Source organism: Armatimonadota bacterium, assembly GCA_031081585.1.
GTDB classification, from domain to species: Bacteria; Sysuimicrobiota; Sysuimicrobiia; order Sysuimicrobiales; family Humicultoraceae; genus Geohabitans; species Geohabitans tengchongensis.
Genome location: JAVHLY010000005.1, coordinates 1 through 17067 on the forward strand (window position 1 = coordinate 1; position 17067 = coordinate 17067).

The 17067-nt window shown below is 75.2% G+C and carries 18 protein-coding genes and 1 pseudogene; 4 read left to right on the forward strand and 15 right to left on the reverse strand.

The window, feature by feature from the left end:
- Positions 1-266: 266 nt before the first annotated feature.
- The gene (locus tag RB146_02910; protein MDQ7827931.1) at positions 267-611 is read left to right on the forward strand and encodes a non-heme iron oxygenase ferredoxin subunit; all 345 of its coding nucleotides are present in this window, start codon (positions 267-269) and stop codon (positions 609-611) included.
- Between the two features lie 21 nt (positions 612-632).
- On the opposite strand, the gene RB146_02915 is transcribed toward RB146_02910, so the two are convergent.
- From RB146_02915 to RB146_02960, 10 genes and pseudogenes are all read right to left on the reverse strand, one after another.
- Positions 633-1088 carry an arginine repressor gene (locus RB146_02915; GenBank protein MDQ7827932.1) on the reverse strand — a complete coding sequence of 152 codons (456 nt, stop codon included), beginning with the start codon at positions 1086-1088 and terminating at the stop codon, positions 633-635.
- Positions 1089-1238: 150 nt separating this feature from the next.
- Positions 1239-2462: pseudogene (locus RB146_02920) on the reverse strand (argininosuccinate synthase).
- Complete coding sequence (locus RB146_02925) at positions 2462-3688, reverse strand: acetylornithine transaminase (protein MDQ7827933.1); 1227 nt, start codon at positions 3686-3688, stop codon at positions 2462-2464. Before RB146_02925 ends, RB146_02920 begins: the two are co-directional and overlap by 1 nt.
- Positions 3685-4590, reverse strand: coding sequence for an acetylglutamate kinase (argB, locus tag RB146_02930; protein ID MDQ7827934.1), 906 nt, complete (start codon positions 4588-4590; stop codon positions 3685-3687). Before argB ends, RB146_02925 begins: the two co-directional genes overlap by 4 nt.
- Complete coding sequence (argJ, locus tag RB146_02935) at positions 4587-5807, reverse strand: bifunctional glutamate N-acetyltransferase/amino-acid acetyltransferase ArgJ (GenBank protein MDQ7827935.1); 1221 nt, start codon at positions 5805-5807, stop codon at positions 4587-4589. Before argJ ends, argB begins: the two co-directional genes overlap by 4 nt.
- Positions 5808-5833: 26 nt before the next feature.
- Positions 5834-6874, reverse strand: coding sequence for an N-acetyl-gamma-glutamyl-phosphate reductase (gene argC / locus RB146_02940; GenBank protein ID MDQ7827936.1), 1041 nt, complete (start codon positions 6872-6874; stop codon positions 5834-5836).
- 144 nt (positions 6875-7018) lie between these two features.
- The gene (locus tag RB146_02945) at positions 7019-8044 is read right to left on the reverse strand and encodes a hypothetical protein (protein ID MDQ7827937.1); all 1026 of its coding nucleotides are present in this window, start codon (positions 8042-8044) and stop codon (positions 7019-7021) included.
- A 2-nt stretch (positions 8045-8046) separates the two neighbouring features.
- Positions 8047-8379, reverse strand: coding sequence for a PqqD family protein (locus RB146_02950; protein MDQ7827938.1), 333 nt, complete (start codon positions 8377-8379; stop codon positions 8047-8049).
- 10 nt (positions 8380-8389) lie between these two features.
- The gene (locus RB146_02955; GenBank protein MDQ7827939.1) at positions 8390-9019 is read right to left on the reverse strand and encodes a class E sortase; all 630 of its coding nucleotides are present in this window, start codon (positions 9017-9019) and stop codon (positions 8390-8392) included.
- On the reverse strand, positions 9016-9159 hold the full coding sequence (locus RB146_02960; GenBank protein ID MDQ7827940.1) for a hypothetical protein: 144 nt from the start codon (positions 9157-9159) through the stop codon (positions 9016-9018). The genes RB146_02955 and RB146_02960 overlap by 4 nt, the downstream gene beginning before the upstream one ends.
- A gap of 759 nt (positions 9160-9918) precedes the next feature.
- Between RB146_02960 and RB146_02965 the strand changes: the two genes are divergently transcribed.
- The 3 genes from RB146_02965 to RB146_02975 are packed head-to-tail and all read left to right on the forward strand — an operon-like array spanning position 9919 to position 12612.
- Complete coding sequence (locus RB146_02965) at positions 9919-10704, forward strand: ABC transporter ATP-binding protein (GenBank protein ID MDQ7827941.1); 786 nt, start codon at positions 9919-9921, stop codon at positions 10702-10704.
- Positions 10664-11470 (forward strand): ABC transporter permease, encoded by an 807-nt coding sequence (locus RB146_02970; GenBank protein ID MDQ7827942.1) that lies wholly within the window; start codon positions 10664-10666, stop codon positions 11468-11470. Before RB146_02965 ends, RB146_02970 begins: the two co-directional genes overlap by 41 nt.
- Positions 11467-12612: a nucleotidyltransferase family protein gene (locus RB146_02975; protein MDQ7827943.1), complete on the forward strand. Its 1146-nt coding sequence runs from the start codon at positions 11467-11469 to the stop codon at positions 12610-12612. Before RB146_02970 ends, RB146_02975 begins: the two co-directional genes overlap by 4 nt.
- Here the strand turns inward: RB146_02975 and RB146_02980 are convergent.
- The 5 genes from RB146_02980 to hrcA all read right to left on the reverse strand — a co-directional run bounded on the left by RB146_02980 (position 12584) and on the right by hrcA (position 17047).
- Positions 12584-13039 (reverse strand): hypothetical protein, encoded by a 456-nt coding sequence (locus RB146_02980; protein MDQ7827944.1) that lies wholly within the window; start codon positions 13037-13039, stop codon positions 12584-12586. The two genes, RB146_02975 and RB146_02980, sit on opposite strands and share 29 nt — an antisense overlap.
- Before the next feature lie 79 nt (positions 13040-13118).
- Positions 13119-13892, reverse strand: a complete 774-nt coding sequence (locus RB146_02985) for an RsmE family RNA methyltransferase (GenBank protein ID MDQ7827945.1) — start codon at positions 13890-13892, stop codon at positions 13119-13121.
- Positions 13862-14776, reverse strand: a complete 915-nt coding sequence (prmA, locus tag RB146_02990) for a 50S ribosomal protein L11 methyltransferase (GenBank protein ID MDQ7827946.1) — start codon at positions 14774-14776, stop codon at positions 13862-13864. The genes RB146_02985 and prmA overlap by 31 nt, the downstream gene beginning before the upstream one ends.
- Positions 14777-14835: 59 nt before the next feature.
- Positions 14836-15960, reverse strand: coding sequence for a molecular chaperone DnaJ (gene dnaJ / locus RB146_02995; protein MDQ7827947.1), 1125 nt, complete (start codon positions 15958-15960; stop codon positions 14836-14838).
- Between the two features lie 52 nt (positions 15961-16012).
- A complete protein-coding gene (gene hrcA, locus RB146_03000; protein MDQ7827948.1) occupies positions 16013-17047 on the reverse strand; it encodes a heat-inducible transcriptional repressor HrcA in 1035 nt (344 codons plus the stop codon).
- Between the last annotated feature and the right edge of the window lie 20 nt (positions 17048-17067).

Here is a 17067-nt window from a genome sequence, read left to right on the forward strand (position 1 = left end):
GGGGACGAAGGAAAAGTCAGTGCTGATGCGGGTTTCAAAGGATGCGAGGTCTCAGGCAAAGGTACCTCGAGGTCGGTTTCTGTCAAACATGGGCTAGCAGAGCCATCACCACGGTAACCGCAATTTTGAGGCAGTACCCTTGCGCTCGGTAACACCTACTTTTGAGGCAACACGGCGCAGGTGCCCCCGGCTCCGGGCGACGCCGACGCGCACGGGAAGCCCCCGGGCCATGACGGCGCGGCGTCCGACAGGGAAGGCGTCCGGGTGTGACGAAGAGTGGCGACGTCGACCGCTCAGGAGCGATGGCGTCCGTCCCCGTTGCCCGCACGTCCGACTTGCAGCCCGGTGAGGGCCGGGTGGTGGAGGCCGCGGGTCAGGCCGTAGCGCTCTTCCGGACCGCGGAGGGGTGGTACGCCATCGACAACACCTGTCCCCACCGCGGCTGCCCGCTCGGCGACGGGGCGCTGGAGGGGTTCACCGTCACCTGCCCCTGCCACGGCAGCCAGTTCGACATCCGCACCGGCGCCGTGCTGATGCCTCCCGCCCTCACCGGGGTGCGCGCCTACCCCGTCCAGGTGCAGGGCGACGAGGTCCGCGTGGTGGTCGACTAGCTGGCGGGGTGGTCGACTCGCTCACTCCAGCAGGGCGCTCAGCCGTCGGCGGACGATGGCCCGGTGGGCGGGGCGCCGGGGCACCACGATGATGGTGTTGTCCCCCGCCACTGTCCCGGCCACCTCGGGCCACTGCACCTCGTCGATGGCCTCGGCCACCGCCCCGGCGCTGCCGGTCGTCGTCTTCACCAGCACCAACCCGGCGCCCTCGTCGATCCCCACGACGAACTCCTCGAAGGCCCGCCGCAGGCGCGCCTCCGCTCCGGGCGGCACCGGCGGGACGGCGTCCGGCGGCAGGTAGCGCGCCCGACCGTTGGGGCCCGGGGCCTTCACCAGGCCGAGGCGCTTGATGTCCCGCGAGACGGTGGCCTGGCTCACGCGCAGCCCCGCGCGCCGCAGGGCGCGGACCAGGTCGGCCTGGGTACGGATCGGTTCGGCGGCGACCACCTCCAGGATCTTCCGGTCGCGCGCCCGCATGGTGCGGTGTCAGCGGGGGTGGCGCGTCGCCTCGACCGGCCGGGCGGCCGGCTCCGGGCCCGCCCCCGGCCCGCCGGCCGCGCCCGCACCCCCACCAGCGGGTGAGACGTGCGGGAGCGGCCGCTCCTCCCGGATGAGGTGGGGGTAGGTGCGGGCGAAGACCGCCGCCGGCAGGCCGAAGAGGCGGATGAACCCCGCGGCGTCGGCCTGGTGGTAGACGCTGTCCCGCTCGAAGGTGGCGAGCTCGGGGCTGTACAGCGACGCCGGCGCCCGGCGGGCCACCGCCCGGCAGGTGCCCTTGTACAGGATGCAGCGCACGGTCCCGGTGACGGTGCGCTGGGTCGCCGCCACGAAGGCGTCGAGGGCCTGGCGCAGCGGCGTGTACCACTGCCCGTAGTAGACGAGCTCGGCGTAGCGCGGGGCGACCACGGCCTGCTTGAGGTGCAGGGTGTCGCGGTCCAGGGTGATGCTCTCCAGGTCCTGGTGGGCGACGGTGAGGATGGTGCCGCCGGGCGTCTCGTACACTCCGCGGCTCTTGATCCCCACCAGCCGGTTCTCCACCATGTCCACCCGGCCGACCCCATGGCGGCCGCCCAGGCGGTTGAGCGTCTCCACTAGGGCGACGGGGTCGAGCCGCTCCCCGTTCACCGCCACCGGGGTGCCGGCCTCGAACTCCACGGTCACCTCCTCCGGCTCGTCCGGGGCCTCGCGCGGGTCGACGGTGTACTGGTAGAGGTCGGCGGGCGGGACCTGCCAGGGGTCCTCCAGGATGCCGCCCTCACTGCTGCAGTGCCAGAGGTTGCGGTCGACGCTGTAGGGGCGCTCGCGCGTGGCGGGGACGGGGATGCCGTGGCGCTCGGCGTAGGCCATCTCTTCGGCGCGCGAGCGCAGCTCCCACTCCCGCCACGGGGCGACGACGCGCAGCCCGGGGGCGAGGGCGGCGTAGGCCAGCTCGAAGCGCACCTGGTCGTTGCCCTTCCCCGTGCACCCGTGGACGAGGGCGTCGGCCCCCACCTCCAGCGCCACCGCCACCTGGGCGGCGGCGATGGCCGGCCGGGCCAGCGCGGTGCCCAGCAGGTAGCGTCCCTCGTAGACCGCGCCCGCCCGCAGCGCCGGGAAGGCGAAGTCGCGCACGAAGCGCTCGCGCATGTCCACCACGCGCGCCTCCACCGCCCCGCTGCGCAGCGCCTTCTGGCGGATCGCGTCCAGGTCCTCGCCCTGGCCGACGTCCACCACCACCGCCACGACCTCGGCCCCGTACCGCTCCCGCATCCAGGGGATGATCACCGAGGTGTCGAGCCCCCCCGAGTAGGCCAGACAGGCGCGCCGGATGGGGCGCGTGGGGGTCGTGGCCACCGGTCCGTCTCCCTGCATCATGCCTCTCCCTCCCCGAGCACCTGCTCCAGGATGGCCAGCGCCTCGTCCACGTCGGCCGGGCTCACGATCAGCGGCGGGGCGCAGCGCAGCGTGCGGGGCTGGACGGCGTTCACCAGCAGCCCGCGGGCGCGGCAGGCGTCCACCACGGGAGCGGCCTCGCGGTCGAGGTCGGCGCCCACCAGCAACCCCCGCCAGCGCACGGCAGTGATGGCCCCGGTACGCTGGCCAATCGCCCGCAGCCCCGCGGCCAGGCGCTCACCCATCGCCGCCGCGTGCGCCGGCAGGCCGTCCGCCTCCACCGTCTCCAGCACGGCCAGCGCCGCCGCACAGGCGAGCGGGTTGCCGCCGAAGGTGGAGCCGTGGCTCCCCGGCTGGAAGGCCTGCGCCACGGCCTCGCGCGCCAGCACCGCCCCGATGGGCACCCCGCCCCCCAGCCCCTTCGCCAGGGTGAGCACATCGGGCACGACCCCGTACCCCTGGAAGGCGAAGAGGGTGCCGGTGCGGCCGATGCCGGTCTGCACCTCGTCGAAGACCAGCAGCGCCCCCACCCGGTCGGTGAGCTCGCGCGCCACGCGCAGGTATGCGGGGTCGGCGGGGTGGACCCCCCCTTCGCCCTGCACCGGCTCGAGGAGGACCGCGGCGGTGCGCGCGCTCACCGCCGCCGCCAGCGCGGCGGGGTCGTTGAAGGGGACGACGGTGAAGCCCGCCGGCAACGGCCCCACCCCCTCGCGGTAGCGAGCCACCGGCGTGGCCGCCAGCGCCCCGTAGGTGCGCCCGTGGAAGGCGCCCTGGGCCACCACGACCTCCACGCGATCCGAGCCCTGCGCGTGGAAGTAGCGGCGCACGAGCTTGATGGCCGCCTCGTTGGCCTCCGCCCCGCTGTTGCAGAAGAAGGCGCGGTCGAGCCCGCTGCGCTCCGCCAGCCACGCCGCCAGCCGGGTCTGCTCCGGGATGTGGTAGAGGTTGCTGACGTGGAGCAGCCGCGCGGCCTGCTCCTGGATCGCCTGGACCAGGCGCGGGTGGGCGTGTCCCAGCACGTCCACGGCGATGCCGGCGATGAAGTCGAGGTAGGTCCGTCCCTCCAAGTCGACCAGGCGCACGCCCCGGCCGGAGGCGAAGGCGGCCGGCTGGCGCCGGTAGGTAGGCATGAGGACGCGGTCGCTGGCGGCGACGACTTCCGCCGTGGTCGTGTAGGGCATCGGCACGACGGCGGGGCGGCTCACACCCGCTCCTCCCGCTGACGGACGATCATGGTCCCCACCCCCTCCTCGGTGAAGAGCTCGACGAGCAGCGCGTGCGGCACCTCGCCGCTGATGATGTGCGCCGACGGTACGCCCCCGGCCAGGGCGGCCAGGGCCGCCTCCACCTTGGGGATCATGCCGCGCGAGACCGTGCCGTCCTCCACCAGCATGCGGGCCTCCTCCACGGTGAGCACGGAGAGCAGCGTGCGCTCGCCGTCCCGCTCCTGGTAGATCCCCTCCACGTCGGTGAGGAGGATGAGCTTGCTCGCCCCCAGCGCCTGGGCCAGCGCGGCAGCGGCGTGGTCGGCGTTGAGGTTGAGGGCCTCTCCGCGCGCGTCCGTCCCCACGGAGGCGATCACCGGGATGTGTCCCTCGCGCGCCAGCGTCTGCACCACCGCGGGGTGCACGGCGGTGATCTGCCCCACGCGCCCCAGGTCCACCGTACCGCGCAGGGGCGCGGCCTCGAAGAGGCGGGCGTCGCGGCCGCTCAGGCCCACGGCGCTGCCGCCGGCGGCGGTGAGCCGCCCCACCAGCGCCTTGTTGGCCCGGCCGGCCAGCACCATCTCCACGACCTCCATCGTGGCCTCGTCCGTCACCCGCAGCCCCTGGACGAAGCGGCTCTCTATCCCCAGGCGCTCCAGCCAGCGGGTGATCTCGGGTCCGCCGCCGTGGACGAGCACCGGGTGGATGCCGGCCCCCTGGAGGAGGACCAGGTCCTCGACGACGGTGTCGCTGCCGCCGCCCTCTTCGCCGGCCCGGGCGAACACGCTCCCGCCGTACTTCACCACCACCGTCCGGCCGCGCCACGCCTGGACGTAGCGCAGCCCGCGGGCGATGAGCGCCCCTTCGGCGGCCACGGTCTCGCGCGCGCGCGCCGGGCTCACGTCAGGTACCCGCTGTTCAGGCGCACGTACCCCTCGGTGAGATCGCACGTCCACCCGTGCCAGGCGCCCTCGCCCAGGCCCAGGTCGATGGCCACGGTGAAGGTGGGCGCGCGCATGGCGGCGGCGGCCGCCGCCAGGCGGTCGGCCACGCCCACGCCGCCGCGCACCACCTCCACCCCGCCGATGGTCACGGTGACGCGGTCGGGGTCGACCTCCGCGCCCGACCGGCCCAGCGCCGCCAGGACGCGCCCCCAGTTGGGTTCCGTCCCGTAGAAGGCGGTCTTCACGAGGGGCGAGGTCATCACCGCCTCGGCGGCGCGCTGCGCCTCCGCCGCCGAGCGCGCTCCCGTCACCGCCACCTCGACCACCTTCGTCGCCCCCTCGCCGTCGCGCACCACCAGCAGCGCCAGGTGGCGCGCCAGCGCGGTGAGGGCGTCGCGCAGGACGGCGAAGCCCGGCTCTTCGACGGTGCGGACCGGCGGGTGGCCAGCGGCGCCGGTGGCCAGGGCGATCACAGTGTCGTTGGTGCTGGTGTCGCCGTCCACGCTGATGCGGTTGAAGGAGGCGTCCACCGCCTCGCGCAGCGCCTGGCGCAGCACCGCTGGGACCACCGCGGCGTCGGTGGTGAGCACGGCCAGGGTGGTGGCCAGGCGCGGGTGGATCATCCCGGCGCCCTTGGCGATGCCGCCGACGGCCACGGGGCGCCCGCCGAGCTCCACCCGCACGGCGCCGGTCTTGGGGAAGGCGTCGGTGGTGCGGATGGCCTCCGCCGCGCGGTCGCCGTGGGGTCCCAGCGCCCCGGCTGCCGCGGGGATGCCCTCGCGCAGCCGCGCCATCGGCAGCGGCACGCCGATGACCCCGGTGCTGGCCACGAGCACCAGGTCCCGCGCAATCCCCAGCGCGGCCGCGGTGAGGTCCACCATCTCCCAGGCGTCGCGCAGCCCCTGCGCCCCCGTGCAGGCGTTGGCATTGCCGCTGTTGATCACCACCGCCTGGGCCTGCCCGCGCGCCACCTGAGCCCGGCACACCTGCACGGGGGCGGCCTGCACGCGGTTGGTGGTGAAGAGCGCGGCGGCCGCCGCCGGGCCGTCGGTGACGATGAGGGCCAGGTCGGGCCGGTCGGCCTTGATGCCGCAGTGGATGCCCGCCGCGCGCACCCCGGCCGGCGTGGTGACCGTCCCCTCGCCCACCGGCGGCAGCGGCCCGGGCCCGGACATCCCTCCGGGCGAGGCGCCCACGGCGCTCACGGGAAGAGCCCCGGAGCGCGCAGGCCCAGCGCCTCGGGGAAGCCGCAGAGCAGGTTCAGGTTCTGCACCGCCTGCCCGGCGGCGCCCTTCACCAGGTTGTCGATGGCGGCAAAGGCCACCACCCACCCGGTGCGCCCGTCCACGCGCACGGCCACGTCGCAGAAGTTGCTCCCCAGCGTGGCCTTGGTCTGGGGGAGCGCCGGCGCCGGCAGCACGCGCACGAAGGGCTCGCCGCGGTAGGCCTCGTGCAGGACCTCGTCCGCTTCCGCCTGCGTCAGCGCGCGGGTGGGCTGCAGGTAGACCGTGGCCAGGATGCCGCGGGTCATGGGGACGAGGTGCGGGGTGAAGGTCACCGCCGCCGCCGCCCCCGCCAGCGCGCGCACCTGCTCCTCCAGTTCACCCGTATGGCGGTGGCCGGGCGTGCTGTAGGGCTGCACGTTCTCGTTCACCTCGGAGAAGTGCGTGCGCGGTCCCGCCGACCGCCCCGCCCCCGAGACGCCGGACTTGGCGTCGACGACGATCCCCTCGGCCCGCACCAGGCCCTGCTGGAGGAACGGCGCGGCGGCCAGCAGAGCCGCCGTGGGATAGCACCCCGGGGTGCCGACGATGCGGGCGCGGCGGATGCGGGCCCGGTGCAGTTCCGGCAGACCGTAGGCGGCCTCGGCCAGCAGCGCCTCCGCCGTGTGCGGCCGCCCGTACCACTGCTCGTAGGTGCGGGCGTCCGCGAAGCGAAAGTCCGCGCCCAGGTCCACGACCTTCACGGTGGGCGGCAGCTGCGGCACGAGCGTCATGGCCGCGCCGTTGGGCAGGGCCAGGACGACGACGTCCGCGTCGGCCAGGCGGACGGGGTCGAGGGTCTCGGTGTGGTGCGGGACCAGGCCGCGGATGTTGGGGAAGACCTCGCCGTAGGGCTCGCCGGCGCGAGTCTCCGCGGTGAGGTGGACGAGCCGCACCTCCGGATGGCCCACCAGCAGGCGGACGACCTCCCCGCCGCCGTACCCCGACGCCCCTGCCACGCTGACCCGCACCTGTGCCACGACCGTCTCCTCGTCCGGGCGAGATGAATAATACTCTACTCAATGTGAAAAATTTTTCAACCCTCGTCGCCCCCACGGGGTGCGGCGGGTGGCGGCCTCAGGACGGGTGGCCGCCTCAGGACGGGTGGCCGCCTCAGGAGCGGATCAGGGCAGGGTCTCGAGGAGGGCGGCGGCGCCGGCGGCCGGCGAGGGCGTCACCAGCCCCACGGCCGGCACGGTGCGTAGGAGGCCGGCGAGGCCGGCAAAGGCGCGGGCGCGGTGGCGCGCCAGCTGCAGGGAGGAGGGCTGGCGGCTCAGCGCCAGGAAGACCGCGCCGGGTGAGAGCGACCGCAGCCGCACCCGCCAGCCCCGTCCTTCCAGGAGGACCAACAGCGCCACAGGCACGCGCGTCTGCGCCCGGCGCGGCGGCAGGACGTAGGTGACGTCGTCGTCCCGGGCGACCACCTCACCGGAGGGCAGGGTCCCGAGAGCGCGCAACGTCCACGGTTTGATGGCGAGCGGCAGGGCGAAGGGGAAGGCGCACGGCGCTCCCTTGAACGGGCCACCGTCGTGCCGGCTCTGTACACGGTCCGGCGCCCGCACGCCGTCCGGCACCTGCACACTGGTCGGCACACTGTCCGGCAGGGGGAGCCAGGCCACCTCGTCGGAGAGGTAGGTCGCCCCCTGCGCCAGCAGCGCGGCCACCAGGCTGGTCTTCCCCGCCCCGCTCGGGCCGGCCAGCACCACCGCCCGTCCGCGCACCGCCACCACGCCGGCGTGCAGGAAGAGACGGTCGGCCAAGTGGAGGGCGGTGGCGGTGCACTGCCCGAGCAGCACCGAGAGCGCTCGCGTCTCCGGCAGGCGGATGCGCCACAGGGCCTCTCCCCCGACGCGGCCGACGGCCCACCCGTCAGCGCCCAGCTCCACCTCGAGGGCAGGCAGGCGGAGCCCGCAGAGGTCCAGCGCGGCGAGCAGTGTCTGCAGCCGGGCTCCCCTCAAGCCCTGCGGTGAGCCCGGCGCCGCGTGCACCCGTACGGTCCAGCCGGTTTTGCGCCACCCGCTGCGAGACCCGGCCTCCGCAGGCGCGCCCGCAAGACCGGGCGCGCCCGAAAGAGCGGCCACGCCCTCCCGCTCGCCCTCGGAGCCCCGGGCCTCGTGCTGCGCCACACGCAGGCCCGCATGCGCGCTCACGCTCAGACCTCCACGCACACCCGCCGGCGCCACCCTGCGCCCTCGCGGGCCACGGCACCTGCGCGCTCGAGGTCGCGCAGGATCCGGCGCACGCGGCCCACCCCCAGGCCCGCCGCCCGGGCCACCTCGTCGGTGGCCCGGCCGTCGCACGCGGTCCAGACGCTGGCGGCAGCGCCCGAGAGGACGACCAGCCGGCCGTCTTCCGGGTCGAAGAGGACGACTTCCGCGGCAAAGCGGGCGGCCTCCGTGGCAAAGCGGGCGGCCAGCCTGGGGCCCGAGTCGCCCGGCGCACTGGACGGAGCGGTTACGGGACCGCCGGTCACGGGGCCAGTCACGCGACCGCGGTCACGGGGCCGCCACCTGGACGCGCTGCAGGTCGGCCAGCACCACGAGGCGGTAGGCGGCGCTGTAGGCCGGGGTACAGGTGACCAGGGCGAGGCGACGGCGGCCGGCCTCACCGCGCAGGACCTCCACCGCGGTCGGGCGGACGGTGCGCTGCTCCGCCACGCGGTAGAGATAGCGCTGCCGCCCGTCCTCGAGCAGCACCTCGTCGCCGGGCCGCAGGGCGGGCAGGCGGAAGAAGGGCGCCCCATGCGTGGTGCGGTGACCGGCGATGCCGACCACACCGGCCTGGCCGGGCCGGGCCGTCCAGGAGATGCGTCCCAGGCCGAAGCGGCGCAGGTGTTCGGGCCGGGCCCCTTCTGGGACGAAGCGGCGCAACCCCAGACGCGGGATGGTGAGGACGAGCCCTTCGGCCGGGCGCAGGGTGCCGGCAGCCGCCCTGCGATCCACCTGGGTCGTCCGTTCCTCCGCTACCGTCTGGCCGTCGGTCAGGGCGCGCTCCCACTCGGCCAGGGCCGCGGTCTGCGCCGCTTCGGCCCCCCGCCCCGTGTAGACCGACCAGAAGGCGGGTGCCGCCAGTAGCAGCCCGCCCACCACCATCAGGACAAGACCCAGCGTCCGCAGGGCGCTCACCCCGCCCTGGCGTTCCGGCGGAGGAGGAGGTACCCCGTGCCCACCAGGCCCAGGCCCAGCGCCACCGGGATCCACAGGCGGGCGCCTCCGAAGGGAAGCACCGCCCCGGGCGGCGGGGCGGCGGGGGGTGGCGTGGCCACCGCCCGGACCGGTGGCGGCGCTGCAGCCGCAGGAGCAGGCGGTGCAGGCGCGGCAGGTGCGGGCGCCGGTGCGGGGGGGCCGAGGACGATCGGCGTGGGCCGGGGGCGCGCGGGCGGGCCGGGCGTCACAGCGGCAGCGGGCGGCGCCGGCGGCGCTGTGGGCGCCACGGTGGGCGGGAGGACACCTGGAGTCGGCGCCGGGGAAGGCGGAGGAGGCGACGGGGGCGCTTCGGCCGCGGGTGACGGTGTCGGGGCGGCCTCAGGGGGAGGCGTCGGGGTGACCTGGACCACCGGCGGAGGTGGCTGCTCCACCACCGGTGGAGCGCCGATGATCAGCAGGATCAGCGGGATGAGGGGGATCAGGATGGCGCCGGGAGGCCCGCCGCCGGGGGGCGGTGCTGGCGGTGGAGGTGGTGGCGGTGGAGGGACGCGAGGAGAGATCGACTCGACCCCTCCCGCGAGTGGGATGCTTGCCGAGCGAATCCCCCCTCGCCACCACATTGATGACCCCCTGGGTGTTCCTGGCGCCTTTCCAGTGTATGGACGGCAGCACGCACCGCCTATCCGTCGAATGCAGGAGTACCATCGTGCAAACGACACAGGAGCCGTGGCGGCCGAGGGTGGTGGCGGCCGAGGGCGCGCAAGACCGGCGCGGGAACGGTGGCGGCCCGAGGGCGCAAGACCGGCGGGGAACAGCGGCGGCCGACGGCACGCACCGTAGACAGGAAGTCTCCGGTCCTCCCCGGTACTGAATGGGTCGTGGCGGCGGTCGAGACCTCCTCCCTGACCAAGCGCTTCCGCGGGCGCTGGCCGCTCGGGGCCCATCGCCCGGTGGACGCCCTGTGGGACGTGACCCTGCAGGTCGAGGCGGGAGAGATCTTCGGCCTGCTGGGTCCGAACGGCGCCGGCAAGACCACTCTGCTCAAGATCCTGACCACCCTCCTCCTCCCGTCCGGCGGCACGGCCCGCATCCTGGGCGCGGACGTGGTGCGGGAGCCGACGCTGGTGCGGCGGCGCGTGGCGCTGGTCACGGGGGACGAGCGCGCCTGTTACTGGCGGCTCTCCGGGCGGGACAACCTGATCTTCTTCGCGGGCCTGCTCGGCTGCGCGCCGGGTGAAGCGCGCCGGCGGGCCGAAGCGGCGCTCGGGCAGGTGGGACTCACCGAGGCGGCCGACCAGGTCGTGGCCCGGTACTCGACGGGGATGCGCCAGCGGCTCCTGCTCGCCCGGGCGCTCGTGGGCGGCCAGCCCGTCCTCTGCCTCGACGAGCCGACGCGCAGCCTCGACCCCCAGGCGGCTGACGCCTTCCGGGCGCTGGTACGCCACCTGGCCAGCACAGAGGGCCGCACCGTTCTGCTGGCGACGCACGACTTCGAGGAGGCGGCCGGCGTGTGCGACCGTGTGGGCATCCTCGCAGGCGGGCGCCTGCGCGAGGTGGTGGCCGTCGGGGAGGGTGGAGCGGCGCGCGTGCGGGCGTGCTACGAGGCGGCCGTGGAGGAGACGCGTGGCCCTGCTCTTCCAGTTGTGGGCGTTTCTCCGGCGTGACAGCATCGCCGCGGGGACGGCGCGCCTGGCGCCGGCCTGGCAGGCCGCGGGCGTGGGGTTCACCGCCGCCACCCTCTACTACCTGGGACGCCTGGTCCCCGCACCGGATCCGGCATCGGGGCGCCCGGCGGGCTACTTCGCCTTCGCGCTCGTCGGCGTGGCCTTCTTCGGCTTCCTCACCGCGGTGATGCGCGCCTGCCCGGCCGCGCTGCGCCAGGAGCAGGTGGCCGGCACGCTGGAGAGCCTGGCCGCCACGCCCTGTGCAGTGGGGACGCTGGCGCTGGGCCTGTCGCTGTGGCCGGTCCTGCTGGGCCTCGGGCAGGCGGCCCTCTCCCTGTGGGTGGGGGAGGTCTTCTTCGGCCTGCCGATCGCTCGAGCCAACCTGGCCGCCGCCCTCGTGGTCCTGGGGCTCTCGGGGGCGACCTTCCTGGCCGTGGGCTGGCTCGCCGCAGCCTACGTCCTCCTCACCCGCCAGCCCGATCCGCTGACCGCGCCGATCGCCGCCGCCTCGGCGTTGGTGGGCGGCCTCTTCTATCCCACCACCGTCCTCCCGGCACCCCTGCAGCGGCTGGGGGAGTGGCTGCCGATGACCCACGCGCTGCGCGCCATGCGGCTCGTCCTGCTGGAGGGGACAGGGGCGGCCGGCCTGCGCGGCGAGGTGCTCGTCCTGGCCGCCTTTGCCGCCGCGCTCGTCCCGCTGGGCTTGCTCGCCCTGCACTGGAGCTTTGCGGAGGCCCGGCGGTCCGGCACGCTCAGCGCCTATTGAGCACGGCGCCGTGGCCGCGTCCGGCCCTGATGCCGCCGCGCCTCTACCCGTTCGAGCGGACCTTCCTCCGGCTGCTGCACCTCGAGCCCCTCCCGCCGGACCTCCCCACCGACTGGGACGCCGTGCATCGCCTGGCGAGGCGGGAACAGGTCATCCCGCTGCTCTGGGACGGCATCCGGCGGGCCGGGGTGACCGTGCCCGGGCCGGTGGCGCGCGAGCTGGCCTCCGCGTCCGAGCGGGCCGCGCAGCGGGCGGTCCGGGTGGAGATGGAGCTGGCCGCGGTGCTCTCGGCCCTGAACCGTGAAGGGGTCCGCCCGCTCCTGCTGAAGGGCGCGGCGCTGGCGCGGGCAACCTACCCCGATCCCGCGCTGCGCCCCATGCACGACCTGGACCTCCTCGTCGCCCCGGAGACGGTCAACGCCGCGCACCGGGCGCTCTGCGCGCTGGGCTACCGCATCGCCGGCGGAGCCCCCAGCGCGGCCGACCGCACTTGGCGTAGCGCCCGCGGGTACATGCCGCCGTCAGGCCTGACCCTGCCGGTGGACCTGCACTGGCGCTATGCCGGCTACCCGCACCTCCTGCCGCTCGACCACGACGCCGTGGCCTGCCGGGCGAGACCGGTAGACGTGGCCGGCGCCCAGGCCCTCCTCCCCGCGCCCGCCGACCTGATCGTGGGGCTGGCCGTCTTCTGGATGCGCGAGCTGTGGTACGGCCGCCCCCGCGCCCGCTACATCCGCGACATCGCCGAAGTGGCGGCGCGCGGCGGCGTGGACTGGACCTTCGCCGGTGCCGTCTGCGTGGAGGCGCGCCGCACCGTCCAGGTGGCGGTGGCGCTGGCGGCCGACCTGTTCGGCGCACCGGTGCCGGCAGAGGCCCTGGCGGTGCTGGAGGGGGGACGGTGGCCCTATCTGGCGCGCCGCCTGACCGCCCGCCTGCAGGCCCGCCTCCTGCGGGAGGAGGCTGCCCTCAGCGCTATCGTGCAGGTGGGGCTCCTGCGGTGGCTGGGAGGAGAGGCCCCTGCGGACTTCCTGCGGTGGGTGGACCGGCTGGTGTGGATCCCCCAGCCGCTCGCCGCAGGACGCCGCCGCTGGCTCCGTCGGCTGTGGGGGGCCGTTACTTCAGGTACTCCGCGGCCACCTTGAGCAGAGCGCTGACGCCCGCCGCTGCGGCCCGCGCCGTGGCCAGGTCGCGGGTCTTGACCCCGGTGACAGCCAGGCCGTCGGCGTGCTCCACCAGCGGGCGCACGGCCGCACCGCCGGAGACCCCCCGGAGGTCGTTGAGGATGCCGTTCCCCTGCCCCTCGCAGACGTGCCCCCAGGCCGCGTTGAAGTTCCGCCCGCCCTTGCCCTCGATGCAGTTGAGGGCATGGCCCAGGTGCTGCTGCACGTAGGCCAGCGACTGCCCGCCGGCGGCGAACCCGGAGTGGGTGGCCGCCGTCTGGATCTGCTGCTTCACCCCCGCGGCAGGCGCGGCGGGGGTCTGCTGCTGGTAGTTGTATTCCGGATAGCCCACGCCGGCCAGCCCCAGGAGCAGCAGGCCGACCACACCGAGCACGGTGACGAAGCGCATCGGGTCCTCACCTCCACCCCTCACCATACGACGGCCGCCGTCACACCGGTGTAACGGGAACCCGGCCGCCCCGCACGCATCAGCGCTCCTCGATCCGGCGCAGGCTCAACTCGTAGAGCACCATGGCCACCGTCACTACCCCCGCCGTCTCAGTCCGCAGGATCGTCGGCCCCAACGAGACCGTCACCGCCCCGTGCGCGCGCGCCTCCGCCACCTCCTCGGGGGCGAAGCCCCCCTCCGGCCCCACCGCCACCGTCACCGCGCGCACCGGTCCCAGGCGCGGCAGCACCTCGCCGATCCCGGCCCGTTCCTCCTCCCAGGGCATGAGCAGGGGACCCGCCCGCTCCCCGGCCCACAGGGCCGGCAGCGGCAGCGGGTCGGTCACCTCCGGGACGGTGAGCCGACGCGACTGCTTGGCCGCCTCGGCCGCGATGCGCCGCCACCGGGCCAGGCGCGCCGCCGAGGGCCGGGCCAGCGCGCGGCGCGTGAGGAGCGGGACGAAGCGGGCCACGCCCACCTCGGTCCCCATGCGGATCACGTCGTCCATCTTGCCGCCCTTGGGGATCCCCTGCGCCAGCGTTACCTGCACCGTCGGTCCGCGCGCCGACGCCGCCGACCGGGCGACCACCCGCGCGCGCACCTCGCGGGGCTCGACCCGGGTGAGCTCCACCAGCGCCTCTACCCCGCGCCCGTCGAAGAGGACGACGCGCTCCCCCCGCCGCAGCCGCAGCACCACGGCGGCGTGGTGCGACTCCTCGGGCGGCAGCCGCACCTCGTCGGCCTCGAGGGCTTCGGACGGCACGAGGAAGCGCCGGGTCACGGTCACCGCGCGACGGACGACGACTCTGCCCACGCTGATCCGTCCGACTGCGGCTGCGCCATCGACGCCCGCCCCTCGGGCAACAGCTGCGCCACCAGCGCGTGCCACCCTTCTCGCACGCGCTCGCGCACCACTGCCAGCCCCGCCGCGGCGAGCGCCTCCCGGACCCGCGCGGCCTGCGCGGCGGCGATCCCCGAGGCGATGAACCGGCCCTCCGGGGAGAGCGCCGCGGGCACGTGCAGCGCCAGGCGCTCGAGCAGGTCCGCGGTGAGGTTGGCCACGATCAGGTCCATGGGGCGACGTACCGGAGCGAGCAGGTCGGCCACCACGACGGCGACGACACCGCGCAGGTCGTTCGCCCGGACCGCCTGCGCCGCGGCCTGGGCCGCCACCGGGTCGAGGTCGGTGGCCACCACCCGCGCCGCTCCCAGCCTCGCCGCCGCCACCGCCAGGATGCCGGAGCCGGTGCCCACATCCACTACGGTGACGCCGGGCCGGACCAGGTCCTCGAGGAGCTCCAGGCACAGACGCGTCGAGGCGTGCAGGCCGCTGCCGAAGGCCAATCCGGCGTCGATGCGGACGGCCAGCCGTCCGTCGGGCGGGTCCCCGGGCGCCCACGAGGGCGCGATCCAGAGGCGCCGGCCGACCGGGAAGGGGTGGAAGTGGCGGCGCCAGGCCGTGGCCCACTCCTCCTCGGCCAGCGGCTCCACCGCCACGGTGGGCGCCTCCCCGAGCCCGTAGCGCGGGAGGGCCTCGAGGCGCGCGCGCAGGCCGGACACCAGGCGGGGCGCGAGCTCTGCGGGCAGATAGGCGACCAGGACCACGTCGTCCCCCTGGCGCCGCTCCTCCACGCCCGGAGGGGCCGCCTCGTGCAGGAGAGCCGCCGCCGCCTCGGCCGCCGCCGGCGCCGCCCGCACCCGTACCACCACGAAGCGGGGGAGGACAGACGCCGGCTCTGCCGGCGCTGCGCCCGCGGTCAGGCCGTGAAGAGGTCCTTCATTTTCTTCCATAGAGAGGGGCGCTGGGGCTGGACCCGCTCGCCGCGCAGGTCCGCCACCTGCTTCAGCAGCCGGCGCTGCTCCGGCGTGAGGTCCCGCGGGATCTCCACGCGCAGGCGCACGTACAGGTCCCCCCGGCCGCCCTGCAGGTCGGGCATCCCCTGCCCCCGCAGGCGCAGCGCGGCGCCGGGCTGCGTCCCCGGCGGGATGGCGATGCGTAGCGTCTCGCCCAGCGCCGGGATCTCGATCTCGTCCCCCAGGGCCGCCTGCAGCATGGAGACCGGGACCTCACAGATCAGGTCGCGCCCCTGCCGGGTGAAGCGCGGGTGCGGCAGCACGCGGACCACCACGTAGAGGTCCCCGCGCGGGCCCCCGCGCACGCCCGCCTCCCCCTCCTCCGGGACGCGCAGGCGGGTGCCCGTCTCCACTCCCGGCGGGATGCGGACGGTCACCTGGCGCTCCGCCTCGCGCCGCCCGGCGCCGCCGCAGGCGCGGCAGGGGTGCCGCACCACCCGGCCCCGCCCGCCGCACTGCCGGCAGGTGACGACCTGGGTCAGGTAGCCGAAGACCGTCTGGTGGTGGTAGCGCACCTGTCCCGTCCCCGCGCAGGTGGGACAGGTCTCCACGCTGGTGTTGGGCTCGCGGCCGGTGCCGAAGCAGACGGGGCAGGTCTCCAGGCGGGTGAGGGTGAGGGTTCTCTCCACCCCGCTGGCGGCCTCCTCGAGGGTGACCTCCACCTCCGCCCGCAGGTCCGCGCCGGCGACCGCCTCCTCCTCCTCGACCGGGCGCACGCGCGTCCGGGTCCGCCGCGGCCCGCCGCCGAAGAACATGTCGAAGAGGTCGTCGAAGGAGCCGAAGAGGTCGGTGGGGTCGACGGCCGGCACCTCGTCCACCCGGCCGAAGCGGTCGTACTGCGCCCGCCGCGCCGGGTCGCTGAGGACGGCGTAGGCTTCGTTGATCTCCTTGAAGCGCTCGTTGGCCTGGGGGTCGTCCCGGCGCACGTCGGGGTGGTACTCGCGCGCCAGGCGGCGGTAGGCCTGCTTGATCTCCTCCTGCGAGGCGTCGCGGCGGATGCCCAGGGTCGCGTAGTAGTCCTTCGCCATGGCCGTGGGCGGGGCGCGGGACGGGGCCCCGCGCTTCGGCCCTCTGAGTACGTCAGCCCCCCAGGTCCGTCAAGGCCTCGCTGAGGGAGTCCGCGAGGAAGCGCACCAGCGGCAGGGTCCGGTCGTAGTGCATGCGGCGCGGGCCGAGCAGGGCCAGCGTCCCCGCCACCCGGTCTCCCACCGAGTAGGTGGCGGCCACGATGCTGCACTCCCGCATCGCCGGGAAGGGGAGCTCGCTGCCGATGGCCACCCACACCCGGTGACCGGCCGCGGGACGCAGCAGCTCCAGCAGCACCTCCTCCCGCTCGAGGGCCGCCAGCACCGCCGAAGCCGCGTCGATCTGCCGGAACTCCGGCTGCTCCAGCAGGTGCGGGGCCCCCTCCACGATCACTCGTCCGACCCGGCGGCGCACCCCCCGGTCGAGCCACCGGCGCAGCTGCTCGAGCAGGCGCTGGAAGTGCGCCACCGCACCGATGGTCGCCCACAGCCGGTCGCGGGTGAGCTCTCCGAGCGTCAGCCCGGCCAGGCGGGCACTCAGCCAGCGGGAGAACTGCTCGACCTGGTCGGGGTCGACCGGCTCCCCCAGGTCCACCGGGTAGCCCTGGTAGGTGCCGGCGTCGGTGATCAGGACGGGCAGGACCCGCGCGCGCTCCAGCGGCACCAGGTGCAGGTGACGGAAGACCTGCTCACCCCGCCGCGGAGTGGCGGCCAGGGAGGCGTAGTGGGCTTCCTCGGCCAGCGCCCGCGCGGCGCGCTGGATCAACCGGTCAGCCTCCTCGGCCAGCGCCCGCAGCTGCCGGCGCAGCCGCTGCCGCTCCTCCGGCCGCAGCTCCGCCTCCTCCAGGAGGGCCTCGATGTAGAGGCGGTAGGCCCGGTCGGTGGGGATGCGGCCGGCGGAGGTGTGGGGCTGCTGCAGGTACCCCAGCTCTTCCAGCGCAGCCATCTCGTTGCGGACCGTGGCCGGGCTCACCGGCAGGTTGGTACGGCGCAACACTACCTCGGACGAGACCGGCTCGGCGGAGTGGATGTACTCGCGGACCACGGCCTGGAGGATGCGCCGCTTGCGGTCGTCGAGCGCCGGCATCATCGTTAGCACTCTCCCTTGTT

What these genes read in the sequence shown, in the direction of transcription:
- RB146_02915 (MDQ7827932.1), bottom strand. Translation starts at nt 1,088, where the DNA reads ATGCGGGCGCGCGACCGGAAGATCCTGGAGGTGGTCGCCGCCGAACCG.
- argJ (MDQ7827935.1), bottom strand. Translation starts at nt 5,807, where the DNA reads ATGTCCGGGCCCGGGCCGCTGCCGCCGGTGGGCGAGGGGACGGTCACC.
- RB146_02980 (MDQ7827944.1), bottom strand. Translation starts at nt 13,039, where the DNA reads ATGCGCTTCGTCACCGTGCTCGGTGTGGTCGGCCTGCTGCTCCTGGGG.
- dnaJ (MDQ7827947.1), bottom strand. Translation starts at nt 15,960, where the DNA reads ATGGCGAAGGACTACTACGCGACCCTGGGCATCCGCCGCGACGCCTCG.
- hrcA (MDQ7827948.1), bottom strand. Translation starts at nt 17,047, where the DNA reads ATGATGCCGGCGCTCGACGACCGCAAGCGGCGCATCCTCCAGGCCGTG.